This is a genomic window from Lentzea aerocolonigenes, assembly GCF_000974445.1.
Lineage (GTDB): Bacteria > Actinomycetota > Actinomycetes > Mycobacteriales > Pseudonocardiaceae > Lentzea > Lentzea aerocolonigenes.
On sequence record NZ_BBOJ01000027.1, the window covers coordinates 94,588 to 113,241 of the forward strand.

General features: G+C 69.1%; 19 protein-coding genes. 8 read left to right on the forward strand and 11 right to left on the reverse strand.

The features are described 5' to 3' along the window. Positions 1-19 precede the first annotated feature (19 nt). Complete coding sequence (locus AOM45_RS41195; RefSeq protein ID WP_030470268.1) at positions 20-484, reverse strand: Rieske (2Fe-2S) protein; 465 nt, start codon at positions 482-484, stop codon at positions 20-22. 116 nt (positions 485-600) lie between these two features. On the opposite strand from AOM45_RS41195, the gene AOM45_RS41200 reads away from it, so the two are divergent. Further along, complete coding sequence (locus AOM45_RS41200) at positions 601-1,431, forward strand: phosphotransferase family protein (RefSeq protein ID WP_081902417.1); 831 nt, start codon at positions 601-603, stop codon at positions 1,429-1,431. Here the strand turns inward: AOM45_RS41200 and AOM45_RS41205 are convergent. Together AOM45_RS41205 and AOM45_RS41210 are read right to left on the reverse strand one after the other, a co-directional pair. Next, positions 1,410-1,697 (reverse strand): Rieske (2Fe-2S) protein, encoded by a 288-nt coding sequence (locus tag AOM45_RS41205; protein ID WP_236704023.1) that lies wholly within the window; start codon positions 1,695-1,697, stop codon positions 1,410-1,412. The two genes, AOM45_RS41200 and AOM45_RS41205, sit on opposite strands and share 22 nt — an antisense overlap. Before the next feature lie 123 nt (positions 1,698-1,820). Next, complete coding sequence (locus tag AOM45_RS41210; RefSeq protein ID WP_030470265.1) at positions 1,821-2,315, reverse strand: hypothetical protein; 495 nt, start codon at positions 2,313-2,315, stop codon at positions 1,821-1,823. 457 nt (positions 2,316-2,772) lie between these two features. On the opposite strand from AOM45_RS41210, the gene AOM45_RS41215 reads away from it, so the two are divergent. From AOM45_RS41215 to AOM45_RS50185, 4 genes are all read left to right on the forward strand, one after another. After that, positions 2,773-4,131: a helix-turn-helix domain-containing protein gene (locus AOM45_RS41215; protein ID WP_236704024.1), complete on the forward strand. Its 1,359-nt coding sequence runs from the start codon at positions 2,773-2,775 to the stop codon at positions 4,129-4,131. After that, entirely contained in the window at positions 4,131-4,607 is a 477-nt protein-coding gene (locus AOM45_RS41220) for a hypothetical protein (RefSeq protein WP_030470263.1), read from the forward strand. The genes AOM45_RS41215 and AOM45_RS41220 overlap by 1 nt, the downstream gene beginning before the upstream one ends. 102 nt (positions 4,608-4,709) lie before the next feature. Beyond that, positions 4,710-5,171 carry a hypothetical protein gene (locus tag AOM45_RS41225; RefSeq protein ID WP_030470262.1) on the forward strand — a complete coding sequence of 154 codons (462 nt, stop codon included), beginning with the start codon at positions 4,710-4,712 and terminating at the stop codon, positions 5,169-5,171. Then, positions 5,168-6,028, forward strand: a complete 861-nt coding sequence (locus AOM45_RS50185) for a hypothetical protein (protein ID WP_051784141.1) — start codon at positions 5,168-5,170, stop codon at positions 6,026-6,028. Before AOM45_RS41225 ends, AOM45_RS50185 begins: the two co-directional genes overlap by 4 nt. A gap of 177 nt (positions 6,029-6,205) precedes the next feature. On the opposite strand, the gene AOM45_RS41235 is transcribed toward AOM45_RS50185, so the two are convergent. After that, a complete protein-coding gene (locus AOM45_RS41235; protein ID WP_030470260.1) occupies positions 6,206-6,397 on the reverse strand; it encodes a S1 RNA-binding domain-containing protein in 192 nt (63 codons plus the stop codon). Positions 6,398-6,581: 184 nt separating this feature from the next. Here AOM45_RS41235 and AOM45_RS41240 point away from each other — a divergent pair, with 184 nt between their 5' ends. Together AOM45_RS41240 and AOM45_RS41245 are read left to right on the forward strand one after the other, a co-directional pair. Then, on the forward strand, positions 6,582-7,544 hold the full coding sequence (locus AOM45_RS41240) for a helix-turn-helix transcriptional regulator (protein WP_030470259.1): 963 nt from the start codon (positions 6,582-6,584) through the stop codon (positions 7,542-7,544). After that, positions 7,541-8,461, forward strand: coding sequence for a sigma-70 family RNA polymerase sigma factor (locus AOM45_RS41245; protein ID WP_030470258.1), 921 nt, complete (start codon positions 7,541-7,543; stop codon positions 8,459-8,461). The genes AOM45_RS41240 and AOM45_RS41245 overlap by 4 nt, the downstream gene beginning before the upstream one ends. Here the strand turns inward: AOM45_RS41245 and AOM45_RS41250 are convergent. Continuing rightward, positions 8,421-10,187 carry a LamG-like jellyroll fold domain-containing protein gene (locus tag AOM45_RS41250; RefSeq protein ID WP_051784140.1) on the reverse strand — a complete coding sequence of 589 codons (1,767 nt, stop codon included), beginning with the start codon at positions 10,185-10,187 and terminating at the stop codon, positions 8,421-8,423. The two genes, AOM45_RS41245 and AOM45_RS41250, sit on opposite strands and share 41 nt — an antisense overlap. A 135-nt stretch (positions 10,188-10,322) precedes the next feature. Here AOM45_RS41250 and AOM45_RS41255 point away from each other — a divergent pair, with 135 nt between their 5' ends. Beyond that, positions 10,323-11,042, forward strand: coding sequence for a sulfite exporter TauE/SafE family protein (locus AOM45_RS41255; protein WP_030470256.1), 720 nt, complete (start codon positions 10,323-10,325; stop codon positions 11,040-11,042). A 21-nt stretch (positions 11,043-11,063) separates the two neighbouring features. Here AOM45_RS41255 and AOM45_RS41260 read toward each other — a convergent pair whose 3' ends face one another. The 6 genes from AOM45_RS41260 to AOM45_RS41285 all read right to left on the reverse strand — a co-directional run bounded on the left by AOM45_RS41260 (position 11,064) and on the right by AOM45_RS41285 (position 18,639). Then, positions 11,064-12,665 (reverse strand): alpha/beta fold hydrolase, encoded by a 1,602-nt coding sequence (locus AOM45_RS41260; protein WP_030470255.1) that lies wholly within the window; start codon positions 12,663-12,665, stop codon positions 11,064-11,066. A 126-nt stretch (positions 12,666-12,791) separates the two neighbouring features. Further along, positions 12,792-14,393: an alpha/beta hydrolase gene (locus AOM45_RS41265; protein WP_030470254.1), complete on the reverse strand. Its 1,602-nt coding sequence runs from the start codon at positions 14,391-14,393 to the stop codon at positions 12,792-12,794. A gap of 63 nt (positions 14,394-14,456) precedes the next feature. Continuing rightward, the gene (egtD, locus tag AOM45_RS41270; protein WP_030470253.1) at positions 14,457-15,428 is read right to left on the reverse strand and encodes an L-histidine N(alpha)-methyltransferase; all 972 of its coding nucleotides are present in this window, start codon (positions 15,426-15,428) and stop codon (positions 14,457-14,459) included. Then, positions 15,425-16,150, reverse strand: coding sequence for an ergothioneine biosynthesis protein EgtC (egtC, locus tag AOM45_RS41275; RefSeq protein ID WP_030470252.1), 726 nt, complete (start codon positions 16,148-16,150; stop codon positions 15,425-15,427). The genes egtD and egtC overlap by 4 nt, the downstream gene beginning before the upstream one ends. Before the next feature lie 3 nt (positions 16,151-16,153). After that, positions 16,154-17,443 (reverse strand): ergothioneine biosynthesis protein EgtB, encoded by a 1,290-nt coding sequence (egtB, locus tag AOM45_RS41280; RefSeq protein ID WP_030470251.1) that lies wholly within the window; start codon positions 17,441-17,443, stop codon positions 16,154-16,156. After that, complete coding sequence (locus tag AOM45_RS41285) at positions 17,440-18,639, reverse strand: glutamate-cysteine ligase family protein (protein ID WP_051784138.1); 1,200 nt, start codon at positions 18,637-18,639, stop codon at positions 17,440-17,442. The genes egtB and AOM45_RS41285 overlap by 4 nt, the downstream gene beginning before the upstream one ends. Between the last annotated feature and the right edge of the window lie 15 nt (positions 18,640-18,654).

Sequence of the window (18,654 nt, forward strand, 5' to 3'; positions counted from 1 at the left end):
CTGACAAAAACAGAAAGGGTCAGGCCAGGACCACTTGGTCGCCCTGAACGCGCACCGCGACCGCACGCAGGCCGGTCGTCGCCGGCCCCTTCTTCACCGAGCCGTCCGCGGGCGAGAACTGGCTGCCGTGCGCGGGGCAGGTGATGGTGCCGCCGGCAGGTTCCCCGACCATCGCTCCCTGGTGCGTGCACGTCGCGTCGTAGGCCTTCACCTCGGTCGCGGAGATCCGCGCCACGACGATCTTCTTGCCATCAGGGCTGTTGACCAAGGCGCCGCCGCCTTCAGGCACGTCGGCCAGCGCGACGAGAGCGCCCCCGGTGGATCCCGACGTCGGCGTGGAGCCGTTCTGCTTGGGGGTCGAGCTCGAGCCGGTGCCCGAAGGAGCCGGCGAGCTGCACGCGGTCACGAGTCCACTCGGCACCGCGAGGGCGACCACGATTCCGCACAGCGCCGCCCGCCTGCTGACCGGGCTTTCGGTGTTCACGACCGTTCCTCCGTGGTGGTGGGTGTCCGGGTTCACACCACAGCATTACGCGAGGAGATCGACGAGAGTTCAGCCAGAAGCCCGATGCACAGCAAACCCACAGGTAGATTCCGAACGTGCGCAAGGATCTTCTGGCCATCGCCGACGCGCTGCTCCCCGGCACACGGCTGGACGACGCATACCCGGCGCCCGACGGCAACATCCACGACGTGCTGCTGATCCCCGGCAAGGCCGCGGTCAGGGTCAGCAAACGGCCGCTGGCGGCGAAGTCGATGCCCCGCCACGTCGAAGTCCTCCGGCAGCTGGCTTCCCGGAGCCTGCCGTTCCAGGTCCCGGAGCCCCTCACCCCCGTGACGATGTTCGGTGACCGGGCCGCCGTCGCCGTGTCCTGGGTCGACGGCACCGCCCTGCCCAGACACCAGGGCGATCCCGAACAGATCGCCGAGGTCTTGGAAGCCGTGCGCGCAGTCCCCCTGGACGACGCGCTGCTCACACCCCTGGACGGGCGAAAGCGAGGCCCGTCCTGGTCGACAACGATCACCGAGGAGATCCTCCCCCGCCTGCCCGCGCACCACCGGCAGGAAGCACAACGGCGTCTCGACGCCGCCCTCGCCCTGGAACCCGTGCCCGACGCCCTCGTGCACGGCGACCTCGGCGGTTCCAACGTCCACTGGTCAGAGAAAGGGAAGCTCGTCGGCATCCTCGACTGGGACGCGGCCATGCCCGGCGACCCCGCCGTCGACGCCGCCCTGATGGCCTGGCACGGCTGGGACAACGTCCGCCGCGCCGTCTCCGCCGACACCTACCGCCGCGCCCGCACCTGGGACGCCCTGTTCGGCGTCGAGCACCTGGTCGCCACCATGAACGGCCGCCCCATGACCAGCCCGGACGGCTTCGTCCAGGCGATCGTGCCCTGGCTGGAAGCTCAGGAGAGCAGCAGGTCCTGACCGGAAACCGAGATCGCGACCTCCGTCAGCCCCGACGTGGCGGGCCCCTTGCGCACAGCACCGGAGGACGGGTCGAAAGCGCTCCCGTGCAACGGGCAGGTGATGACACCACCGGCGGGAGGGTTGACCAACGAGCCCACGTGCGGGCAGGCCGGGTTGAACGCGCGAAATTCACCCGATTGAGGCTGCACGACCAGGAGCTGGGCGTTGCCGGGCATGTCCACCAGCACGCCGCTGCCCACCGGCACGGACGCTGCCGAGGTCACGCGATCCCCCGGCCGGGCGGTCCCCACGCCACCCGTCTTGCGAGGAGCGGGCTCGCCACAGGCGCCCAAGGCGGCAGCGAGCCCACACAACAACAGCACTGAACGACGATCCACGAGCACCGATTATCGGCGCTGGTCCTCCGCGGCTGCCGTCCGGGCCAGTGCCAGCACGGCGGTGAACGGCGGGAACCAGTGCCGGGAGTGCGACGGCGGGTTCGCCCAGCGCAGCGATCCGTACCTGGTCATCGTGGGTGGGAGGGCGATCCGGTGCGGCGAGCGCACGAACTGGACCTCCGGCGGCGCCTTCAGGTGCGTCGGGAGCAACGCGACCAGTTCGGCGAGGAAGATCCAGTGTTCGCGGGGGCCGGGGATGACGGTGACCGGGCCGGCGAGCATCCGCGACTTCAGGTCGGCCAGCACGCGCGACCCGATTCGCGCGGGCATGGCCAGTGCGGTGGTGGCGGGGCCGAGGGGCAGGAACACGCCTTGCTCGGTGACCGTCACCTGCCAGCCGAGCAGCCGGTAACCGGCGACGGCCTCGCCGATCATCCGGTCGTGTCCCCTGTTCTGTGGGATCCCGGCACTACCGTGGCCGGTCTCCGCGGTCGTGAGACTCATCGGCGGTTGTCCTCCCCGTAGGTGGGTCAGGCACTGGTCGAACCACGGGGATCGACCCGCGACCCGACGATGTGCAGGGTGCGTTGCACTTCCCTCCAACACCACTCGCCCGGTGCATGAGCCTCATGCGCCGGGCGTATGAAGCTCATCCGCCGCACGGAGGTACGAGCACTGCGACACGCGAATCCATTACGTCTTATGCATGAGATGGATGGACTGACGATCACAGCTCCGTACACTTGGTAAACGCTCAGTGACGGGGGCGAGGCCGATGGATACCGCGAGACCCAAATCCAGGCGCGCTTGCCCGTGTGGAGCGTTCATCGCCGCCGACAACACCGATCGCCTTTGTCACCGGTGCCGGCGCAACGCCCGTTCGGACGTCCACGGCCCCCCTGCCGTCCCGGACGACTTCTGGGACAACCCCGCGATCACGGCCGCCTTCGCGGACCGCGACATGGGTGCACTGATCTCCGCTTACCGGCACCACCCGCAGCACTTGAGCCGGGTCAGCCAGGACCGCATGGCGGGCTGGCTCGGCATCAGCCAGGCGCAGCTCTCGCGGTACGAGTCGGGCGAGAACCAGATCGACCGCCTCGACCGGCTGCGCCACTTCGCGCTCGTGCTCGGTGTACCGGGCGAACGACTGTGGTTCGACCGAGTCGTCATCCCAGCTCAGGCAGGCTCACTCGACACGAGCCCGCCAGACGTGCTCGCCGCCCCCTGGGAGGCGACGAGCATTGCCCGTTCGGTCGAGGAGACGGCGAGGAGCGACTTGGCGATCAGCAGACGAGCGGCGCTCACCGGAGCGGCCGCGGTGACGGTGGGATCCGCACTGGTCGAGCCGCTGCAGCGGTGGTTGCACCCGCTGCAGAACCTGTCGAAGTGGTCGTCGCACTCGGCGATCAGCGAGGAGGAGCTCGCCGCCCTGCAGCGCGTGGCCGACGGCCTGCGCGGCTGGGGCGGCAGGGGCGGCTACGGACTGGCGCGCAAGGCGGTGCTGGGGCAGCTCGACGAGCTGGCCGAACGCCTCCAGCGCGCGCCCGCGGGCCCGACGACAGAACGCGCGTTCTTCATCGGCGCGGAACTGTCCAAGGTGGCGGCGAGCATGTCGTTCGACGCGGGCCTGCACAACGCGGCCCAGCGCTACTACGTGCTGGCGGTCCGCATGGCCAAGGCAGGCCACAACGACGGCTTCGCGGCACTGTGCCTGGCCGCCATGGCGCGGCAGATGTTCGACCTGGGCCGCCCGGAGGACGGCCTGGAGCTCGTCCAGCTCGGCCAGTACGGCACCCGCCGGACCGGCACGCCGACTCTGAAGGCCCTGCTGCTGACCCGCGAGGCCTGGGCCTACGCCCAGATGGGCAAGACCCGCGAGTTCCACCAGGCCGTGGGCATGGCCCAGGACAGCTTCGCCCAGCGCGAGGCGGACAGCGAACCGCGCTACCTCCACAGCTTCGACGAGGCGGAACTCGAGGGCGTGATCGGGGCACGGTGCCGCGACCTCGCCAAACACGACCCGGCTCAGGCCGTGTTCGCCGAACAACACATCCGGCGGGCCCTGGAACTGCGAGACCCGTCGAAGGTGCGCAACCGCGCTTTCGACGTGATCGGACTGGCGCGCACCAAGATGGTCGCGGGAGACCCGGAGGCGGCGTGCGGGTTGATCAACGAGGTTCTGCCGACAGCGGCGAAGCTCTCCTCGGGCCGGGTGCTCCGCAAACTGGAGGACTTCGCCAAGGAAGCGGCTACGCACCGCCACATCCGCGCCGTTCAGGAGACACGCGACGCGATCAGAGCGATCCGGACGGCTTGATGCGAGTAGGCATCACCGGCCACAGCAACCTGGTCCCCGACTGCGTTCCGGCCGTGCAGGCAGCGCTCACCGAGGTTCTTCAGGACCTCGACCGGCCACTGGTCGGCGTCACGTGCCTGGCACCGGGCGCCGACCAGGTCTTCGCCAGAGCCGTCCTGGCTCTCGGCGGGCAGGTCGAGGTGGTCCTCCCGGCTCTGGACTACCGGGACCGCCTGAAACCGCACCAGGTGGCCGACTACGACGAACTGCGCGCCGCCGCCACGGTGGTCAGCGTCCTGCCGCACATGTCCAGCGGGCGCCAGGCCTACGTGGCGGCGAACGAACGCATGCTCGCCTCGGTGGAGATGCTGATCGCGGTGTGGGACGGCGTGCCGGCGCAGGGCAAGGGCGGCACGGCGGACGTGGTGGAGCAGGCGCGGGCGTCCGGCGTCCCGATCGAGGTGGTGTGGCCACCGGAGGCGCGCAGGAAGTCCTGACGCCGGGACCGCTACTCCAGCAGAGGGAAGTTCGTCGGCAACCGGACCAACTCGGCCCGCCGGTCTACCCCCGGCCCCCGACGTTGATCACGATTTCAGGGCATGGCAGCCGATCCGTTCGCTCGCCTGGCCGACCGCCAGCACGCACTGCGAACAGCCCTGCGGGCCCTCCAGGCCGCGGGCCCTGGCAGCCCCGACTTCCCCTCCTTGGTCGCGGAGACCGACAAGGAGGTCACCGCGGTGATGGAAGCGCGCAGGGACGTGGAAGCGGCCAGGCTGGCCACCCCGAACCGCGCTCTGGCCGCCGCGACGACCACGGCGGCGCTGATCGTCGCCGTGGGCTGGTTCGACGCCTGGTCCCTGCTCTCCCTCCTCCTCGCCACCGCCACGGCGGCAGCGGTCCTCGTGGACCCCACCGGCCGCCACCTCTTGGAGCCGAGGGCCAGGACGACGGCCATCACGGCCGCCCTGATCGCCACCGTCGCCACCCCGCTGGCACACGGCTGGGCAACAGCAATCACCGCCGCAGGCATCGCGTGGTGGGCCTGGAGGACGCTCAAATGATCAACATCGATCCGGTCAAGGCCCTGGACGACAAGGTCGAGCGCCTCAAGAAGGACCTCAAGTCCCTGACCGCCCGCATCGACAACACCCAGACCGACGCGGCCCAGCAACAGCTCAGCACCACCAACCAGCTGCGCGACACGAACCGCAAGCTCACCAAGACGAACGACCGCATCACCGAACTGGCCGAGAGCGTGCACCGTCTCGAACGCCTCCTGGTAGCCCTCAACCGCAAGGTGCGGGCGGGCGAGACCCAGAAGGCCGACTTCGACGACTGGCCGGAGATCACCAAGGCCGAGATCGCCAAGATCCTCGCGGGCCAGGACGCCTACGCCCGCAAGACGTTCACGCAACAGGAAGCCAAGAACACCCGCAAGGCCATCGCCGAGTACGACAGGGCGGCCCTCATCGCGATCGACGCCGCCGAAGCGCTCACGACGCTCCCGCCGAACGCGGAGTCGTTGTGGCGCAAGAAGTACGACCAGTGGCGAACGATCACGCGGCGAACCCGCCCCGAGGCACCGGACGACAACACGCACGCCAGTGACACCGTCGCCAAGTCAGCGGGCAACGAGGCGATAGCCCAGGCACGCCAGAAGATCCGCGCTCGCATCGAGGACGCGGTCGCGCGGGACCTGCTGTTCCCCGCGTGGTTCGAGAACATGCTCGGCCCGGCCGCACCACCCGGCAAGGCGGGCGATTGGCTTTACACCGCAACGGATGTGGTGTTGTACCGGTTGCTGCACGACGTGACGAGCCCAGCGGACGCACTGGGTTCGCCACCTCAGGAACAAGGGCACCGCAGAACGCTCCACGACCGTTTGGTCGTGGAGTGCGCGGACTACCGCAGGCCGTGAGCACGCAGGCCACCGGACAGGGCGCTGTGTTGGACTGCCGCTCCTCCGGAGACGGCGGCGAGTTCGTCCACAAGTCGGTCGTCCGGCCGAATCGCTCGCACCGAATTGGGCTTCGCCGAATTCGGCACGAGCGGTTGACCGGACGACCGACACGAACTCGCTGCCCGAGCACTCACGTCACGCCAGCTCCAGGCTGAAACGCTGCTGCTCGACGTCCACCGCGAGCACCTTCACCTGCACCGAGGACCCCACCTCGGCCTGGCGGCCGTGCAGAAGCCCGTGTGCACCAGCGGGGTGCTCGACGAACGAACCGAAGGGAACGGTCGAGACGACCTTCCCCGAAAAGACATCACCAACGTTGGGAAGCATTGCGCATCACCTCCTCTCCCGTGCGCGTATCCCGGAAACGGATAGGCGCGGGGGACTGGAGGGGCCCTGATCAAGTCAGGGCCGGGCAACCGTTCCGCTCACGGCACAAGGCCGACCCGGCAGTCATACCCGCAACCCTAGCCAGCACAAGCCGGTGTCCGCAATGGAATCTAGAATCCGTCACATGCTGGAGACGTCCGCACGGCTGCTGAAACTGCTGTCCCTGTTGCAGGTGCGGCGCGACTGGACGGGCCCCGAGCTCGCGGACAGGCTCAGCGTCGACGTGCGCACGATCCGCCGCGACGTCGACAAGCTCCGCAGCCTCGGCTACCCCGTCACCTCGCTGCCCGGCGCGAGCGGCGGCTACCAGCTCGGCGCCGGCGCGGAACTGCCGCCGCTGCTGCTCGACGACGACGAGGCCGTCGCCGTCGCAGTCGGGCTCAGGACCGCCGCCAACGGCACGATCGCGGGCATCGAGGAGACCTCGGTCCGCGCGCTCACGAAGCTCGAGCAGATCCTGCCGACGAGGCTGCGCAGGCGGGTGCAGGCGCTCCAGATGCACACGACTCCCCTCACGGCGGCGGGGCCGACCGTCGACGCGGAGACGCTCACGATCATCGCGGCGGCCTGTCGCGACCACCAGCAGCTGCGGTTCACCTACGCCCCGACGCAGGGCGAGCCCTCCAAGCGCCTGGTCGAACCCCAGGGTCTCGTGCACACCGGGAGACGGTGGTACCTCGTCGCGTGGGACGTGTCCAAAGAGGACTGGCGAACGTTCAGGGTGGACCGCATCACCACCGAACCCACCCTCGCCGCCCGCTGCACGCCGCGCGAACCACCCGCGGAGAGCCTGGGCGACTTCGTGTCCCGGCAGGTCGCCTCCAACGTCTACACCTACCAGGCCGTGCTCACGATCCACGCCCCGCTCGAAGCCGTTGCGGAACGCACGTCGCCGGTGTCCGTCTCACTCGAACCGATCGACGACCACTCGTGCCTCATGCGCACGGGAGCCGACTCGCTCGACCGGATCGTGTTCCACCTGCTGTTCCTCGGCTTCGAGTTCGAGGTGCACGAACCGGCCCAGCTCGCCGAGCACGTCGCGACCCTCATCACCCGGCTGCAAAAAGCGATTACAGTGCAAGGGTGACAGTGGACTTCGCGACCGCCGCGGACCCGTTCAGACGGGAACTGCTCGCGCACTGCTACCGGATGCTCGGCTCGCTGCACGACGCCGAGGACCTGGTGCAGGAGACGTACCTGCGCGCGTGGAAGGCGTACGGGCAGTTCGAGGGCCGCTCGTCGGTGCGCACCTGGCTGTACCGGATCGCCACGAACGTCTGCCTCACCGCGCTCGAAGGTCGCACCCGGCGCCCGCTGCCGTTCGGGCTCGGGACGCAGAGCGCGACCGAGCAGGACCCGCTGACCCAGGACCACGAGGTCCCGTGGCTGGAGCCGTTCCCGACCGATCCCGCCGCCATCGTCACCGAACGCGAGTCCACCCGGCTGGCGTTCGTCGCGGCGCTCCAGCACCTGCCGCCGCGGCAACGCGCGGTGCTGATCCTGCGCGACGTGCTGAAGATGAGCGCCGCCGAGACCGCCGACGAGCTGGAGATGACGGTCGCGGCCGTCAACAGCGCCCTGCAACGGGCCCACGCGCAGCTCAAGGACCTCTCCGAGGACGAGGTCGTCGAACCCGCGGACGCCAAGCCGTTGCTCGACCGGTGGGTGAAAGCCTTCGAGGCCAAGGACATCCCGGCGATCATCGGGATGTTCGCCGAGGACGTCGTCTGGGAGATGCCGCCGTACCCGCAGTGGTACCGCGGCCCGGACGTGGTCGCGTGGCACCTCGCGAACCAGTGCCCCGCGGTGCCGCACGGCGCCAGGATGATCCCGGTCGAGGCGAACGGCCAGCCCGCGTACGGCCTGTACCTGCGCGACGAGGACGGCGTGTTCCGGCCGTTCAACCTCCAGATGCTCGACCTGAAGGACGGCCGGATCACGCACGTCCTGTCGTTCTTCGACCTCAGTCTGTTCCCGAAGTTCGGGCTGCCCGCGACCGCATGAACTCGGAGCGGTCGAGCGGCCGGTTCACGACCCGCACGTCGCCGATCCAGCCGTACAACGACTTCTCGACGACCTTGTTGTACGCGTAGGCACCGACGAGCCACGGGTCACCGGCCGTGGAGATGCCGCGCGCGGGCGTGGACGGGTTGCGCAGCAAGGGAGATCCGTCGACGTACAGCGTCGTGTGCACACCGTCGTTGACCACCGCGACGTGCCACCACGTCTCGTAGGGCATCTCGTGCCCCCAGTTGGTCGAGATTCCCGCCTGGTTGCGCGGGAACACGGCCCACTGCAACCCGCCACCGCCCGCGAGGTTCAGCGTGGCGATCGGTTCGCTCGGGTCGTCACCGGTCTTGCCGGCCGTCGAACCGGGCGAGAGCTTGGTGAACAGTCCGCACCAGGGGTGGTCGAAGTCCTTGGGGAGCTTGTGGAACAGCTCGATGGTGTACCCGCGCTCGAACGTCTCCCGGTTGATCGGCGCGCCCTCCACAGTGGACAGATAGCCGTTCTTGCCGAAGTAAAGCGAACGATGTGACGGCGCGAACCGGTGGTGGTCATCCGTTGCGGTCAAAACCCCGGTCTGCTTCAGGTCGTTGCCGTTGCCCGACAGGTCCTTCAGGCCCTCGCCGAGCCGCCAGTACGCGACCGTGCCGCGCACCAGCACGTCGCGCGCCGGCTGAGGCGCGGGCAGCACCGGTGGGTCGAACCGGGCGAACCGCTGCTCGAAGTCGATCGGCACGCTGAACCGGTCGGCCGGTCCGGTCAGCTCGATCTCTTTGCGCTCCAACGGGTTGAGCGTCTTCTTCCCGAGCAGCCACGGCGAGAGCGTGCGCACGTCGATCGTCTTGCGGTCCAGGTCGAAGTGGTACAGCCGGATCATCGCGCCGCCGCCGTAGTAGCGGTCCTGGTAGTTCGTGATGTGCACGTGCACGTCGTTGCCGGACGCGTTGCGGAACGTCGCCCGCGCCGGCGGCCAGAAGTGGCCGTTGAGCGACAGGAAGATCTGGTCGTTGTCCTTGATCAGCTCGTCCCACAGCTTGCGGCCGTAGTCGGACATCACCGCGACGCCGTCACCGCCGTCCTGGACCACCTCGTGCGTGGTGAGGACGACCGGCAGCTTCGGGTGCTGCTTCAGCACGGTGCGCGCCCACTCGAAACCCTTGGCGGACATGCGCCAGTCCAGCGCGAGGACCAGCCACTCCTTCCCGGCCGCGCGGAACACGTGGTAGCTGTTGTAGCCGTCCGCGCTGGCACCGCGGAACGTCGGCGAGTGCCGGAACCGCTGCGGCCCGAACGCGTCCAGGTACGGCGTGCGGCCGCGCTGGTCGTCGGTGCGCGAGTCCGGCAGGTCGTGGTTGCCCGCGAGCACGCTGTAGCCGACGCGGCGGCGGTCGAGCACCTCGAACCGAGCACTGATGTCGTCGATCTCGCTCTTGCGGCCGTTCTCGACGAGGTCGCCGAGGTGGCTGACGAAGACGATGTTCTCGGACTTCTGGTGGTCGACCAGGTACTGCAAGGTCGCCTTCAACGGCGCCGAGTCGCCGCGGTCGAGGTCGAACATGTACTGCGTGTCCGGAATCACCGCGAGCGTGAACCGCCGCGACTCGGGGTCGGACCGGCCGCCGCCGACAACGATGTCAGCGGCTGCGGAACCGGGCGTGACCAGGGCGGCAGCGGCGGCGGTCGCACCGGTGCCGAGCAGGAAGGAGCGACGGGACGCGGTCATGGCGCGGAGCGTAGGTGCGCTGGGCCAACGCCAGGAAAACGCAGCACGAACCTTCTGCCGCAAGTGCACGCGGGGAGCTTTCGTTCGCTACGACGACACGCAAGGGCCCCGCGTGACTCGATAGCATGGCTAACTATGTCGTGGGGGTTGCTGGCGGTGGCAGGCGTGGTGGTTGCGGCGGGAGGGCTGCTGCAGGGGCTGATCGGGTTTGGGCTGGCGCTGGTCGCTGTGCCGTTGCTGGCGTTGCTGGATCCGGCGCTCGTGCCGGTTCCGGTGCTGGTCATCGCCAGCGCGCACGCGATGATGTCGCTGGCCAGGGAGTTCGGCCACGTCGACTGGCGCGGCGTGGGCTGGGCGATGCTGGGACGCCTGCCGGGCACCGTCGTCGGCATCTGGATCGTCGACTCGCTCGACCCGAAGAGCTTCGGCGTCGTGGTCGGCGCCGCCGTCCTCGCCTGCGTGCTGCTCTCGCTGATCTCGTGGCGGCCGCGGCCGACGCCGGGATCGCTGGTCACCGCGAGCGTGGCGAGCGGGTCGTTCGGCACGGCCACGTCGATCGGCGGGCCGATGGTCGCGCTGCTCTACCAGAACCAGGCGGGGCCGCAGGTCAGGGCGACGCTGGCGGCGTTCTTCACGCTCGGCTCGGTCACCTCGATCATCGGGCTGACGAGCACGGGGAACGTCACCGTGCACCAGCTGTGGAGCGGGGTGCTGCTGATCCCGTTCCTGGTGGCCGGGTTCCTGCTGTCAGGGCCGCTGCGCAAGCGGTTCGACGCCAAGGGGATCCGGACGCCGACGTTGATCGTCTCGGGAGTGAGCGCGGCCGTGCTGATCGTGCGGAGCGCGCTGCTGTAGAGAGCGCGCTCCGCGACCAGATCAGGCGAACGGCTGCACGTTCGGCTGGAACACCTGTCCCTCAGCCGGTGCGACCAGATCCACCAGGTACTTCGCCACGACGGCGTCCGCACCGGCGGAGCGGCCCAGGATGCAGTGGCCGAACGAGTCGACACTGATCAGGCGCGCGTTGCCGAGCTGCTTGGACATGCGCTGCGCGAACAGGTACTGCGTGGCCGGGTCGTAGTAGTTGCCCACCACGACGACCGGGTTCTTCGTCTTGCGGTTCCACGGCCCGATCCAGCGGTCGGGGTTGTGCGTCGGCCACGTCGGGCACGCCAGCAGGTCAGAGGCGGCCTGGTAGCGGCCGAACGTCGGCGACTCCTTCTCCCACTTGGCCGCGGTCTGCTCCCAGAAGCGGTTCGTGTGCGGGAACGGCTTGTCGGTGCAGTTCACCGCGTAGTACGAGTCGTCGGCGGTGTACGGGGTGTCGGCCAGCGGGTCGACGTCCATGCGGCCACCACCGTTGTTCAGCGGCGCCGGAACGTCCACAACGGACTGAACGCTGAAAGCAGCGGCAGCGGCCGGGTTCAGCGCGGCGTGCACGCTCTGCAGCCACGGCACCAGGGTGTTGATGCGCGCCACCGTGTACAGGTCACCGGCCACGCGGCCGATCACGTCGGCCAGCGTCACCTTGGTGCCGTTCGGCAACGTGGCAGGCCCCTTGGCCAGGGCCTTCTTCATGTCCTCGAACTTCTGCCGGGCGTTGCCGGCGAACGCGCACTTCGCCGGACCCGCGCTGTCGCAGCGCTTCAGCATCGCGTCCAGCGCGATCTCGAAGCCCTGGGCGCGCTGACGGTCGTACTCGGTGCCGTTGGTCAGGCGCAGCCGCGGGTCGACGTTGCCGTCGATCACGATCGCGCGCGACTTCTGCGGGAAGATGTTCGCGTACGTCGAGCCGATCAGCGTGCCGTACGAGAAGCCGACGAAGTTCAGCTGCTTGTCACCGACGGCCTCGCGCATCACGTCGAGGTCGCGCACGACGGCCTCGGTCGACATGAAGTTCAGCAGCGGACCGGCGTTGATCTTGCAGTAGTCCGTGTAGGCCTTGGCCGAACGGATCGTGTTGCCGATCTCCTCCTTGGTGATGGGCAGGCTGGACCAGCCCGCGTTCACCGCGTCGGACTCCTCCTGCGTGCGGAAGCAACGCAACGGCGCGCTGCGGGCCACGCCACGCGGGTCGAAGCCGATCACGTCGAACCGGTCGAGCACCGACGCCCCGAAGTAGTTCTTCGACACGGCGCCGCGCAGCAGGCCGGAACCACCGGGACCACCGGGGTTGAGGAAGATCGAACCGATCTTGCGCGACGGGTCGTTCGCCGGGCGCTTCATCATCGCGATGCCGGTCTTCTCCCCGCGCGGGCGCGAGTGGTCGATCGGCACTTCCTGGACGGCGCAGGTGAGCCGCGCACGCTCCTCGGGCGTGACGCTGGCGGGAAGACCGGCGAGAACGTCTGCCGCGCACTGCCCCCAGGCAGCGGGTCTGACGGAGGAGGCCTCGGACTGGGCGGATGCCGTACCCAGTCCGGACACAACGGTGCCGAGCACGAGCGCACTCACGAGCGCCGCGCGCTTGACACGCACAGAAGCAGAAGATGACGTCACGGATGCACCCCACCACCGACGGTGCACCGTTTGTACCCGCCTATCGTCGGGTTGTTGGCCGTGGGTGGCGGCACTTTCCAGCACCGCCACCACGTTTCGGACAACTCAGGCGAACGGTTGCACGTTCGGCTGGTACACCGAGCCGTTGACCGGCGGGGTGAGGTCGACCAGGTACCGCGTCACGGCCGCGTCGGCACCGGCCGAGTCACCGAGGATGCAGTGACCGAACGCGTCGACGCTGATCAACCGCGCGTTGCCGAGCTCCTTGGCCATGCGCTGCGCGAACAGGTACTGCGTCGCGGGGTCGTAGTAGTTGCCCACCACGACGACCGGGTTCTTCGTCTTGCGGTTCCACGGCCCGATCCAGCGGTCCGGGTGGCGCGTCGGCCACGTGGCGCAGGTCAGCAGGTCGGACGCGGCCTGGTAGCGGCCGAACGTCGGCGACTCCTTCTCCCACTTGGCGGCCGTCGCCGCCCAGTTGCGGGTCGACTTCGTGAACGGCTTGTCCGTGCAGTTCACCGCGTAGTACGAGTCGTCGGCGGTGTACGGGGTGTCCGGCAACGCACGGACGTCCGCGCGTCCACCGAGGTTGTTCAGCTTCGGAACGTCCACAACGGACTGGACCCCGAGGGTCGCGGCCGACGGGTTCTGCGCCACGTGGAGCGCCTGGAGGAGCGCCGTGAGGTTCTTGAACGTCGACGGGCTGTACAGGTTGCTCGACGTCGTGCCGACGAGCTGGGTCAGCGTGACCTGCTGGCCGTTCGGCAACGTCGTCGGGCCCTTGCGCAGGTTCTCGCGGATGGCGTCGAACTTCTTGCGGGCGTCACCGGCGAACGCGCACTTCGCGACCCCCACGGTGTCGCAGCGCTTCAGCATCGCGTCCAGGGCGATCTCGAAGCCGCGGGCGCGCTCACGGTCGTACTGCGCGCCGTTGGTCAGACGCAGCTGCGGGTCGACGTTGCCGTCCAGCACCAGAGCACGCGACTTCTGCGGGAAGATGTTCGTGTAGGTCGCGCCGAGCAGCGTGCCGTACGAGAAACCGACGTAGGTGAGCTGCTTGTCGCCGACGGCCTCACGCATGACGTCGAGGTCGCGCGCGACGGCCTCGGTCGACATGAAGTTGAGCAGCGGACCGGCGTTGATCTTGCAGTAGTCCGTGTAGGCCTTGGACTGGCGGATCGAGCTCGCGATCTCGTCCTTGGTGATCGGCAGCGCGAACCAGCCGTCGTTCACCGCGTCGGCCTCTTCCTGCGTGCGGAAGCAGCGCAGCGGCGCGCTTCGGCCCACACCCCGCGGGTCGAAGCCGATGAGGTCGAACTTCTCGAGGATCTCCGGCGTGAAGAAGCTGGAGCCGTAGGCGCTGTAGATCAGGCCGGCGCCACCGGGACCGCCGGGGTTGATGAAGAGCGAGCCGATCTTCTTCGACGGGTCGAGGGCGGGCCGCTTCATCATGATGATGCCGGTCTTGTCACCCCTCGGCCGCGAGTGGTCGACGGGCACCTGCTGGACGGCGCAGCTGACCTTGTCGCGCTGGGCCGCCGGGATCTCGGCGAGGACGTCCGCCGCGCACGGCCCCCAGGCGGCGGGTCTCGTGGTCGAGGAGGCTTCTGGCTGGGCTGACGCGGCACCCAGCCCGGAAACGACCGTGCCGAGCGCGAGCGCACTGACGAGCGCCACGCGCACGGCACGCGTAGTTGCAAGGGTCATCGATGCAGCCCACCACTGACGGTGGGCCGCTTGTACCCGCCTAACGGATGGTTGTGCGTCTCGTTACATCGCTTGGGCGAGCGAGACCGCGAACCGCCCCTCGGTATCGGTCCACCACCGGTGCAACGAGAACCCGCCCTCGTCCAGCTCCCGGCGCACCCCGTCCTCGCGGAACTTCGCCGACACCTCGGTGCGCAGCTCCTCCCCCGCGTGGAACTCCACGGTCAGCCCCAGGTCCGCGAGCGTCACCCGCATGTCCCGCCGGGCGCGCAGGCGCATCTCGATCCATTCCTGCTCGGCGTTCCACAACGCCACGTGCTCGAACGCCTCGACGTCGAAGTCGCCGCCGACCTCGCGGTTCAGCACGTTCAGCACGTTGCGGTTGAACTCCGCCGTGACGCCCTGCGCGTCGTCGTACGCGCGCACCAGCGTCTCCTCGTCCTTCACGAGGTCCGTGCCGAGCAGCAGCCACTCCCCCGGCTCCAGCACGTCGCGAACCGTGCGGAGGAACTTCTCCCGCTCCTCCGGGATCAGGTTGCCGATCGTGCCGCCCAGGAACGCCACCAGGCGCGGCGACTCACCGGGCAGCAGCGCGAGGTGCTGCGTGAAGTCGCCGACCACGCCGTGCACGCGCAGGCCGGGGTAGTCCGCCATGATCGCGTGGGCCGCGTCCGTCAGCGCCGACGCCGAGACGTCCTGCGGCACGAACTCCTGGAGCGTGCCGTGTTCCCGCAACGCGCTCAGCAGCAACCGCGTCTTCTCCGACGAGCCGGACCCCAGCTCCACGAGCGAGTGCGCACCCGTGGTCGCCGCGATCTCGCCCGCGCGGTCGGCGAGCACCTCGCGTTCGGCGCGGGTCGGGTAGTACTCGGGCAGGCGGGTGATGTCCTCGAACAGCTCGCTGCCCACGGCGTCGTAGAACCACTTCGGCGAGACCCACTTGGGGTCCGCGGTCAGTCCGGCGCGCACGTCGGCACGTAGCGCGTGTGCGGCGTCCTCCGGTTTGAGATGAACGTCCAGCACCGGCTCGGTCATATCGGTTGAACCTCCACAGTGGATGGAGCAGCGGTGACCACGTGCCGGTCGGGGATCTCCCACCAGTCCGGGTCGTCGTCCAGCGGTTCGGACGCGAGCGTCACGCTCTGTCCTTTTTCGAGCACCCACAGAGCGTGTGTCCACGTGGTGCCCACGAGCACGTCTCCGTTGGTCAGCAAGAAGTTCAGGCGCGACTTGGGTGCCGCGTCCGCAACCTCTTGCACGAGTTCAACAAGCGTTCGGGCCGGGTTCTTCCCGGTCTCCAGTCTTCGTCGCAGCACCGTCCACAACAGCGCGGAGTCGGTCGGCGCGTCCATGGTCAGCAGGTCGGTGACGTCCAGCATCTTCGCCAGGCCCGCCACGGTGTGCGGCCAGCCGTCCACGCGGCCGTTGTGACTGAACAGCCAGGTGCCGTCGGTGAACGGCGCGCACGCCGCGTCGGCCACGGGCATGCCGGAAGTCGCGCTGCGCACCGCGGCGAGCAACGCCGTCGTCTCCGTCGAGGCGAGCTGGCGCAGGTTCGCGTCGCTCCACAACGTGCCGGCGCGCCGGTACCGCACGGGGCCGGGGAACCATCCGACGCCGTAGCCGTCGACGTTGACGGTTCCCCCTGCCCGCATGTCCTTCGGCGCGTACGACTGGTGTTCCAGCGAGTGCGGTGCGTCGTAGAGCAGCCTGGCCAAGGGCACGGCGGGGCCGAGGTAAGCCAGATGGCGGCACATCTGTCAGGCGTCCCTGGCGCAGCGGAAGCCGGAGAAGATCTGCCTTCTGATCGGGTAGTCCCAGTTGCGGAACGTCGAGCGGATCGCGGACCTGTCGGTGCCGAACGAGCCACCGCGCAGCACCTTGTAGTCCGGCCCGAAGAACACCTCCGAGTACTCGCGGTACGGGAAGGCCTCGAAGCCCGGGTACGGGTGGAAGTCCGTCGACGTCCACTCCCAGACGTCACCGATCAGCTGGTGCACGCCTGCCGGAGACGCACCCGCCGGGTACGCGCCGGCCGGGGCCGGGCGCAGGTGGCGCTGGTCGAGGTTCGCGTGGATCTCGGCCGGTTCCTCGTCGCCCCACGGATAGCGGCGCGAGGTCCGCGTCGCCGGGTCGAAGCGGGCCGCCTTCTCCCACTCCGCCTCGGTCGGCAGGCGCTTGCCCACCCACGTCGCGTACGCCTGGGCCTCGTGGAAGCACACGTGCACCACGGGTTCGTCCGGCACGATCGGCTCGGTCACACCGAACGCGGTGCGGCTGAACGAGTTCCCCTCGCGGTGCCAGAACCGCGGGCCGGTCAGCTTCGCCGTGGTGCGGTGCTCCCAGCCCGCCTCCGTCCACAGGCGACGGTCGTCGTAGCCGCCGGCGAGGACGAACTCGGCGTACTCGGCGTTCGTGACCGGGGTGGTGTCGATGAAGAACGAGTCGACGTGGACGGCGTGCGCGGGACGTTCGTTGTCCAACGCCCACGGTTCGTCCGACGTGCCCATCTCGAACGGTCCACCCGGGATGAACGCTTCCGTTGCGGCGACGAGGTTTCCGCGCGGTGGTGCGGGTGCGCGCAGGACGGGTCCGCCGGTGCGCAGCTGGTGCGTGGCGAGCATCGTCTCGTCGTGCTGCTGCTCGTGCTGCACGATCATGCCGAACGCGAAGGCGTTCTCGACGAGCCGGCGGCCCTCCAGCGGCACCTTCTCCAGCACGTCGAACACCTTGCCGCGCACGTCCCCGACGTACTGGCGGGCCTCGCGGGGGTTGAGCAGCGGTAACTCCGGCCGGACGCTGCGGCCGTACTTGAACGCGTCGTAGTACTCGTCGATGTCGCTGCGGACCGGTTCACGACCTCCGACGTCGCGAACGAGCCACAGCTCCTCCTGGTTGCCGATGTGCGCCAGGTCCCAGACCAGTGGCGACATCAGCTTCGAGTGCTGCCGGACGAGGTCGTGCTCGTCGACGGCATCGGTCAAGGCGGTGGAACGCGCGCGCGAACGCAACAGTTCCTCCGCCACGTGCTCGCGGAGTTCTTCTGTCACAGCTTCCCCTCAAGCTCCCGGCTGATGGTGCTGATCTGATCCTGAGAAAGACCGGTGCGGTGCAACGCCTCGATGCCGAGCGCGACGACGTCCTCCGCCGCTCTGGCAATGCGTTCGTCCGCCATCCCGTGCCGTGCGGCGACGAGCCACCGCCCGGCGGCCCGTTCCGTCGCCGCCAGCACACCGTCCACAACGGACGGGTCGCTGAACAGCGCCACGAGCAGCGCACTCGGCGCTATCCACCCGCCAGGCGCGGGCGTGTCCAGATATCTGATCTCGATGTACCCGCGCGGCCGCACCGGCGGGAACATCGTGGTGAGGTGGTAGTCGAGGTCGTCGCTCGTGGGGCTGCGGTCGAGCGCCCCGTCGATCCACTCGGCGAACGTCAGCGGGCGCGGCGGAACCCAGCTCTGGCTCGGCCCGCGCACGACGATCACCGGGGTGTCGATGACGCGTTTCGCGTAGACGGCGGCCGGATCGGCGCACACAGCACTGGGTCTGGTGCGCACGGGATCCGTGCCGTAGAGCGTCCGCATGCGCGCCGACGCCCAGTCCTCGTGCATCCCGCCGATGCTCGGCGAGTTCGCGAACAACGCGATCAGCACGGGCCCGAGCTGGTGCACGGCCGCCCATCTGTCCTTGAGGTGCTTCTCCTCACCGAAGTCGAGGCACACCTGCAGCCCGGCGGTGTTGCACATCATCGCGATGCCGTCGCCGCCGACGTGGCTGAACGCGTGCTCCATCGCGGCGTACCGGGGCACCTGCAGCATGCGCGTGGGGCTGCGGTGCTGGTCAGCGCCCCGGTCGCCGAGCACGAGACCGTGGTCCGCCAGCATGGCGGTGAGATGGGAGATGTCCTGCGCGACCGTGCGGAAGAGGTCCGGGAGGCTGGTGCAGGGAGGAGTCGAGATCTCGACCTGCCCGCCCGGTTCGACGGTCAGCGGGGTGCCGCTCGGAAGCGGCCTCTGGGGGCTGTCTGGAACGAGAGTCGGTGGTGCGTGCTCGCCGAGGGCGGCGGCGAGTCGTCGTCGATCGAGGACCTGGGCAGGGTCTTCGGCGTGGTGCACGGTCCACTCGAGCTCCACGCCGAACAGCCTCGGAGGGCCGTGTTTGAAACAGACCGAGGCGACGTAAGCCTCGGCCTCGGCGCGGTCGGCGAACCTCGCCGGCGCCGGTTGATTACGCAACGCAGTCACGCTGCCACACTCCCC

Excerpts from the sequence above, each read along its gene's own strand:
- AOM45_RS41210 (WP_030470265.1), bottom strand. The coding sequence starts at position 2,315 with ATGAGTCTCACGACCGCGGAGACCGGCCACGGTAGTGCCGGGATCCCA.
- AOM45_RS41215 (WP_236704024.1), top strand. The coding sequence starts at position 2,773 with ATGGGTGCACTGATCTCCGCTTACCGGCACCACCCGCAGCACTTGAGC.
- AOM45_RS41220 (WP_030470263.1), top strand. The coding sequence starts at position 4,131 with ATGCGAGTAGGCATCACCGGCCACAGCAACCTGGTCCCCGACTGCGTT.
- AOM45_RS41225 (WP_030470262.1), top strand. The coding sequence starts at position 4,710 with ATGGCAGCCGATCCGTTCGCTCGCCTGGCCGACCGCCAGCACGCACTG.
- AOM45_RS50185 (WP_051784141.1), top strand. The coding sequence starts at position 5,168 with ATGATCAACATCGATCCGGTCAAGGCCCTGGACGACAAGGTCGAGCGC.
- AOM45_RS41235 (WP_030470260.1), bottom strand. The coding sequence starts at position 6,397 with ATGCTTCCCAACGTTGGTGATGTCTTTTCGGGGAAGGTCGTCTCGACC.
- AOM45_RS41240 (WP_030470259.1), top strand. The coding sequence starts at position 6,582 with ATGCTGGAGACGTCCGCACGGCTGCTGAAACTGCTGTCCCTGTTGCAG.
- AOM45_RS41250 (WP_051784140.1), bottom strand. The coding sequence starts at position 10,187 with ATGACCGCGTCCCGTCGCTCCTTCCTGCTCGGCACCGGTGCGACCGCC.
- AOM45_RS41255 (WP_030470256.1), top strand. The coding sequence starts at position 10,323 with ATGTCGTGGGGGTTGCTGGCGGTGGCAGGCGTGGTGGTTGCGGCGGGA.
- AOM45_RS41265 (WP_030470254.1), bottom strand. The coding sequence starts at position 14,393 with ATGACCCTTGCAACTACGCGTGCCGTGCGCGTGGCGCTCGTCAGTGCG.
- egtD (WP_030470253.1), bottom strand. The coding sequence starts at position 15,428 with ATGACCGAGCCGGTGCTGGACGTTCATCTCAAACCGGAGGACGCCGCA.
- egtC (WP_030470252.1), bottom strand. The coding sequence starts at position 16,150 with ATGTGCCGCCATCTGGCTTACCTCGGCCCCGCCGTGCCCTTGGCCAGG.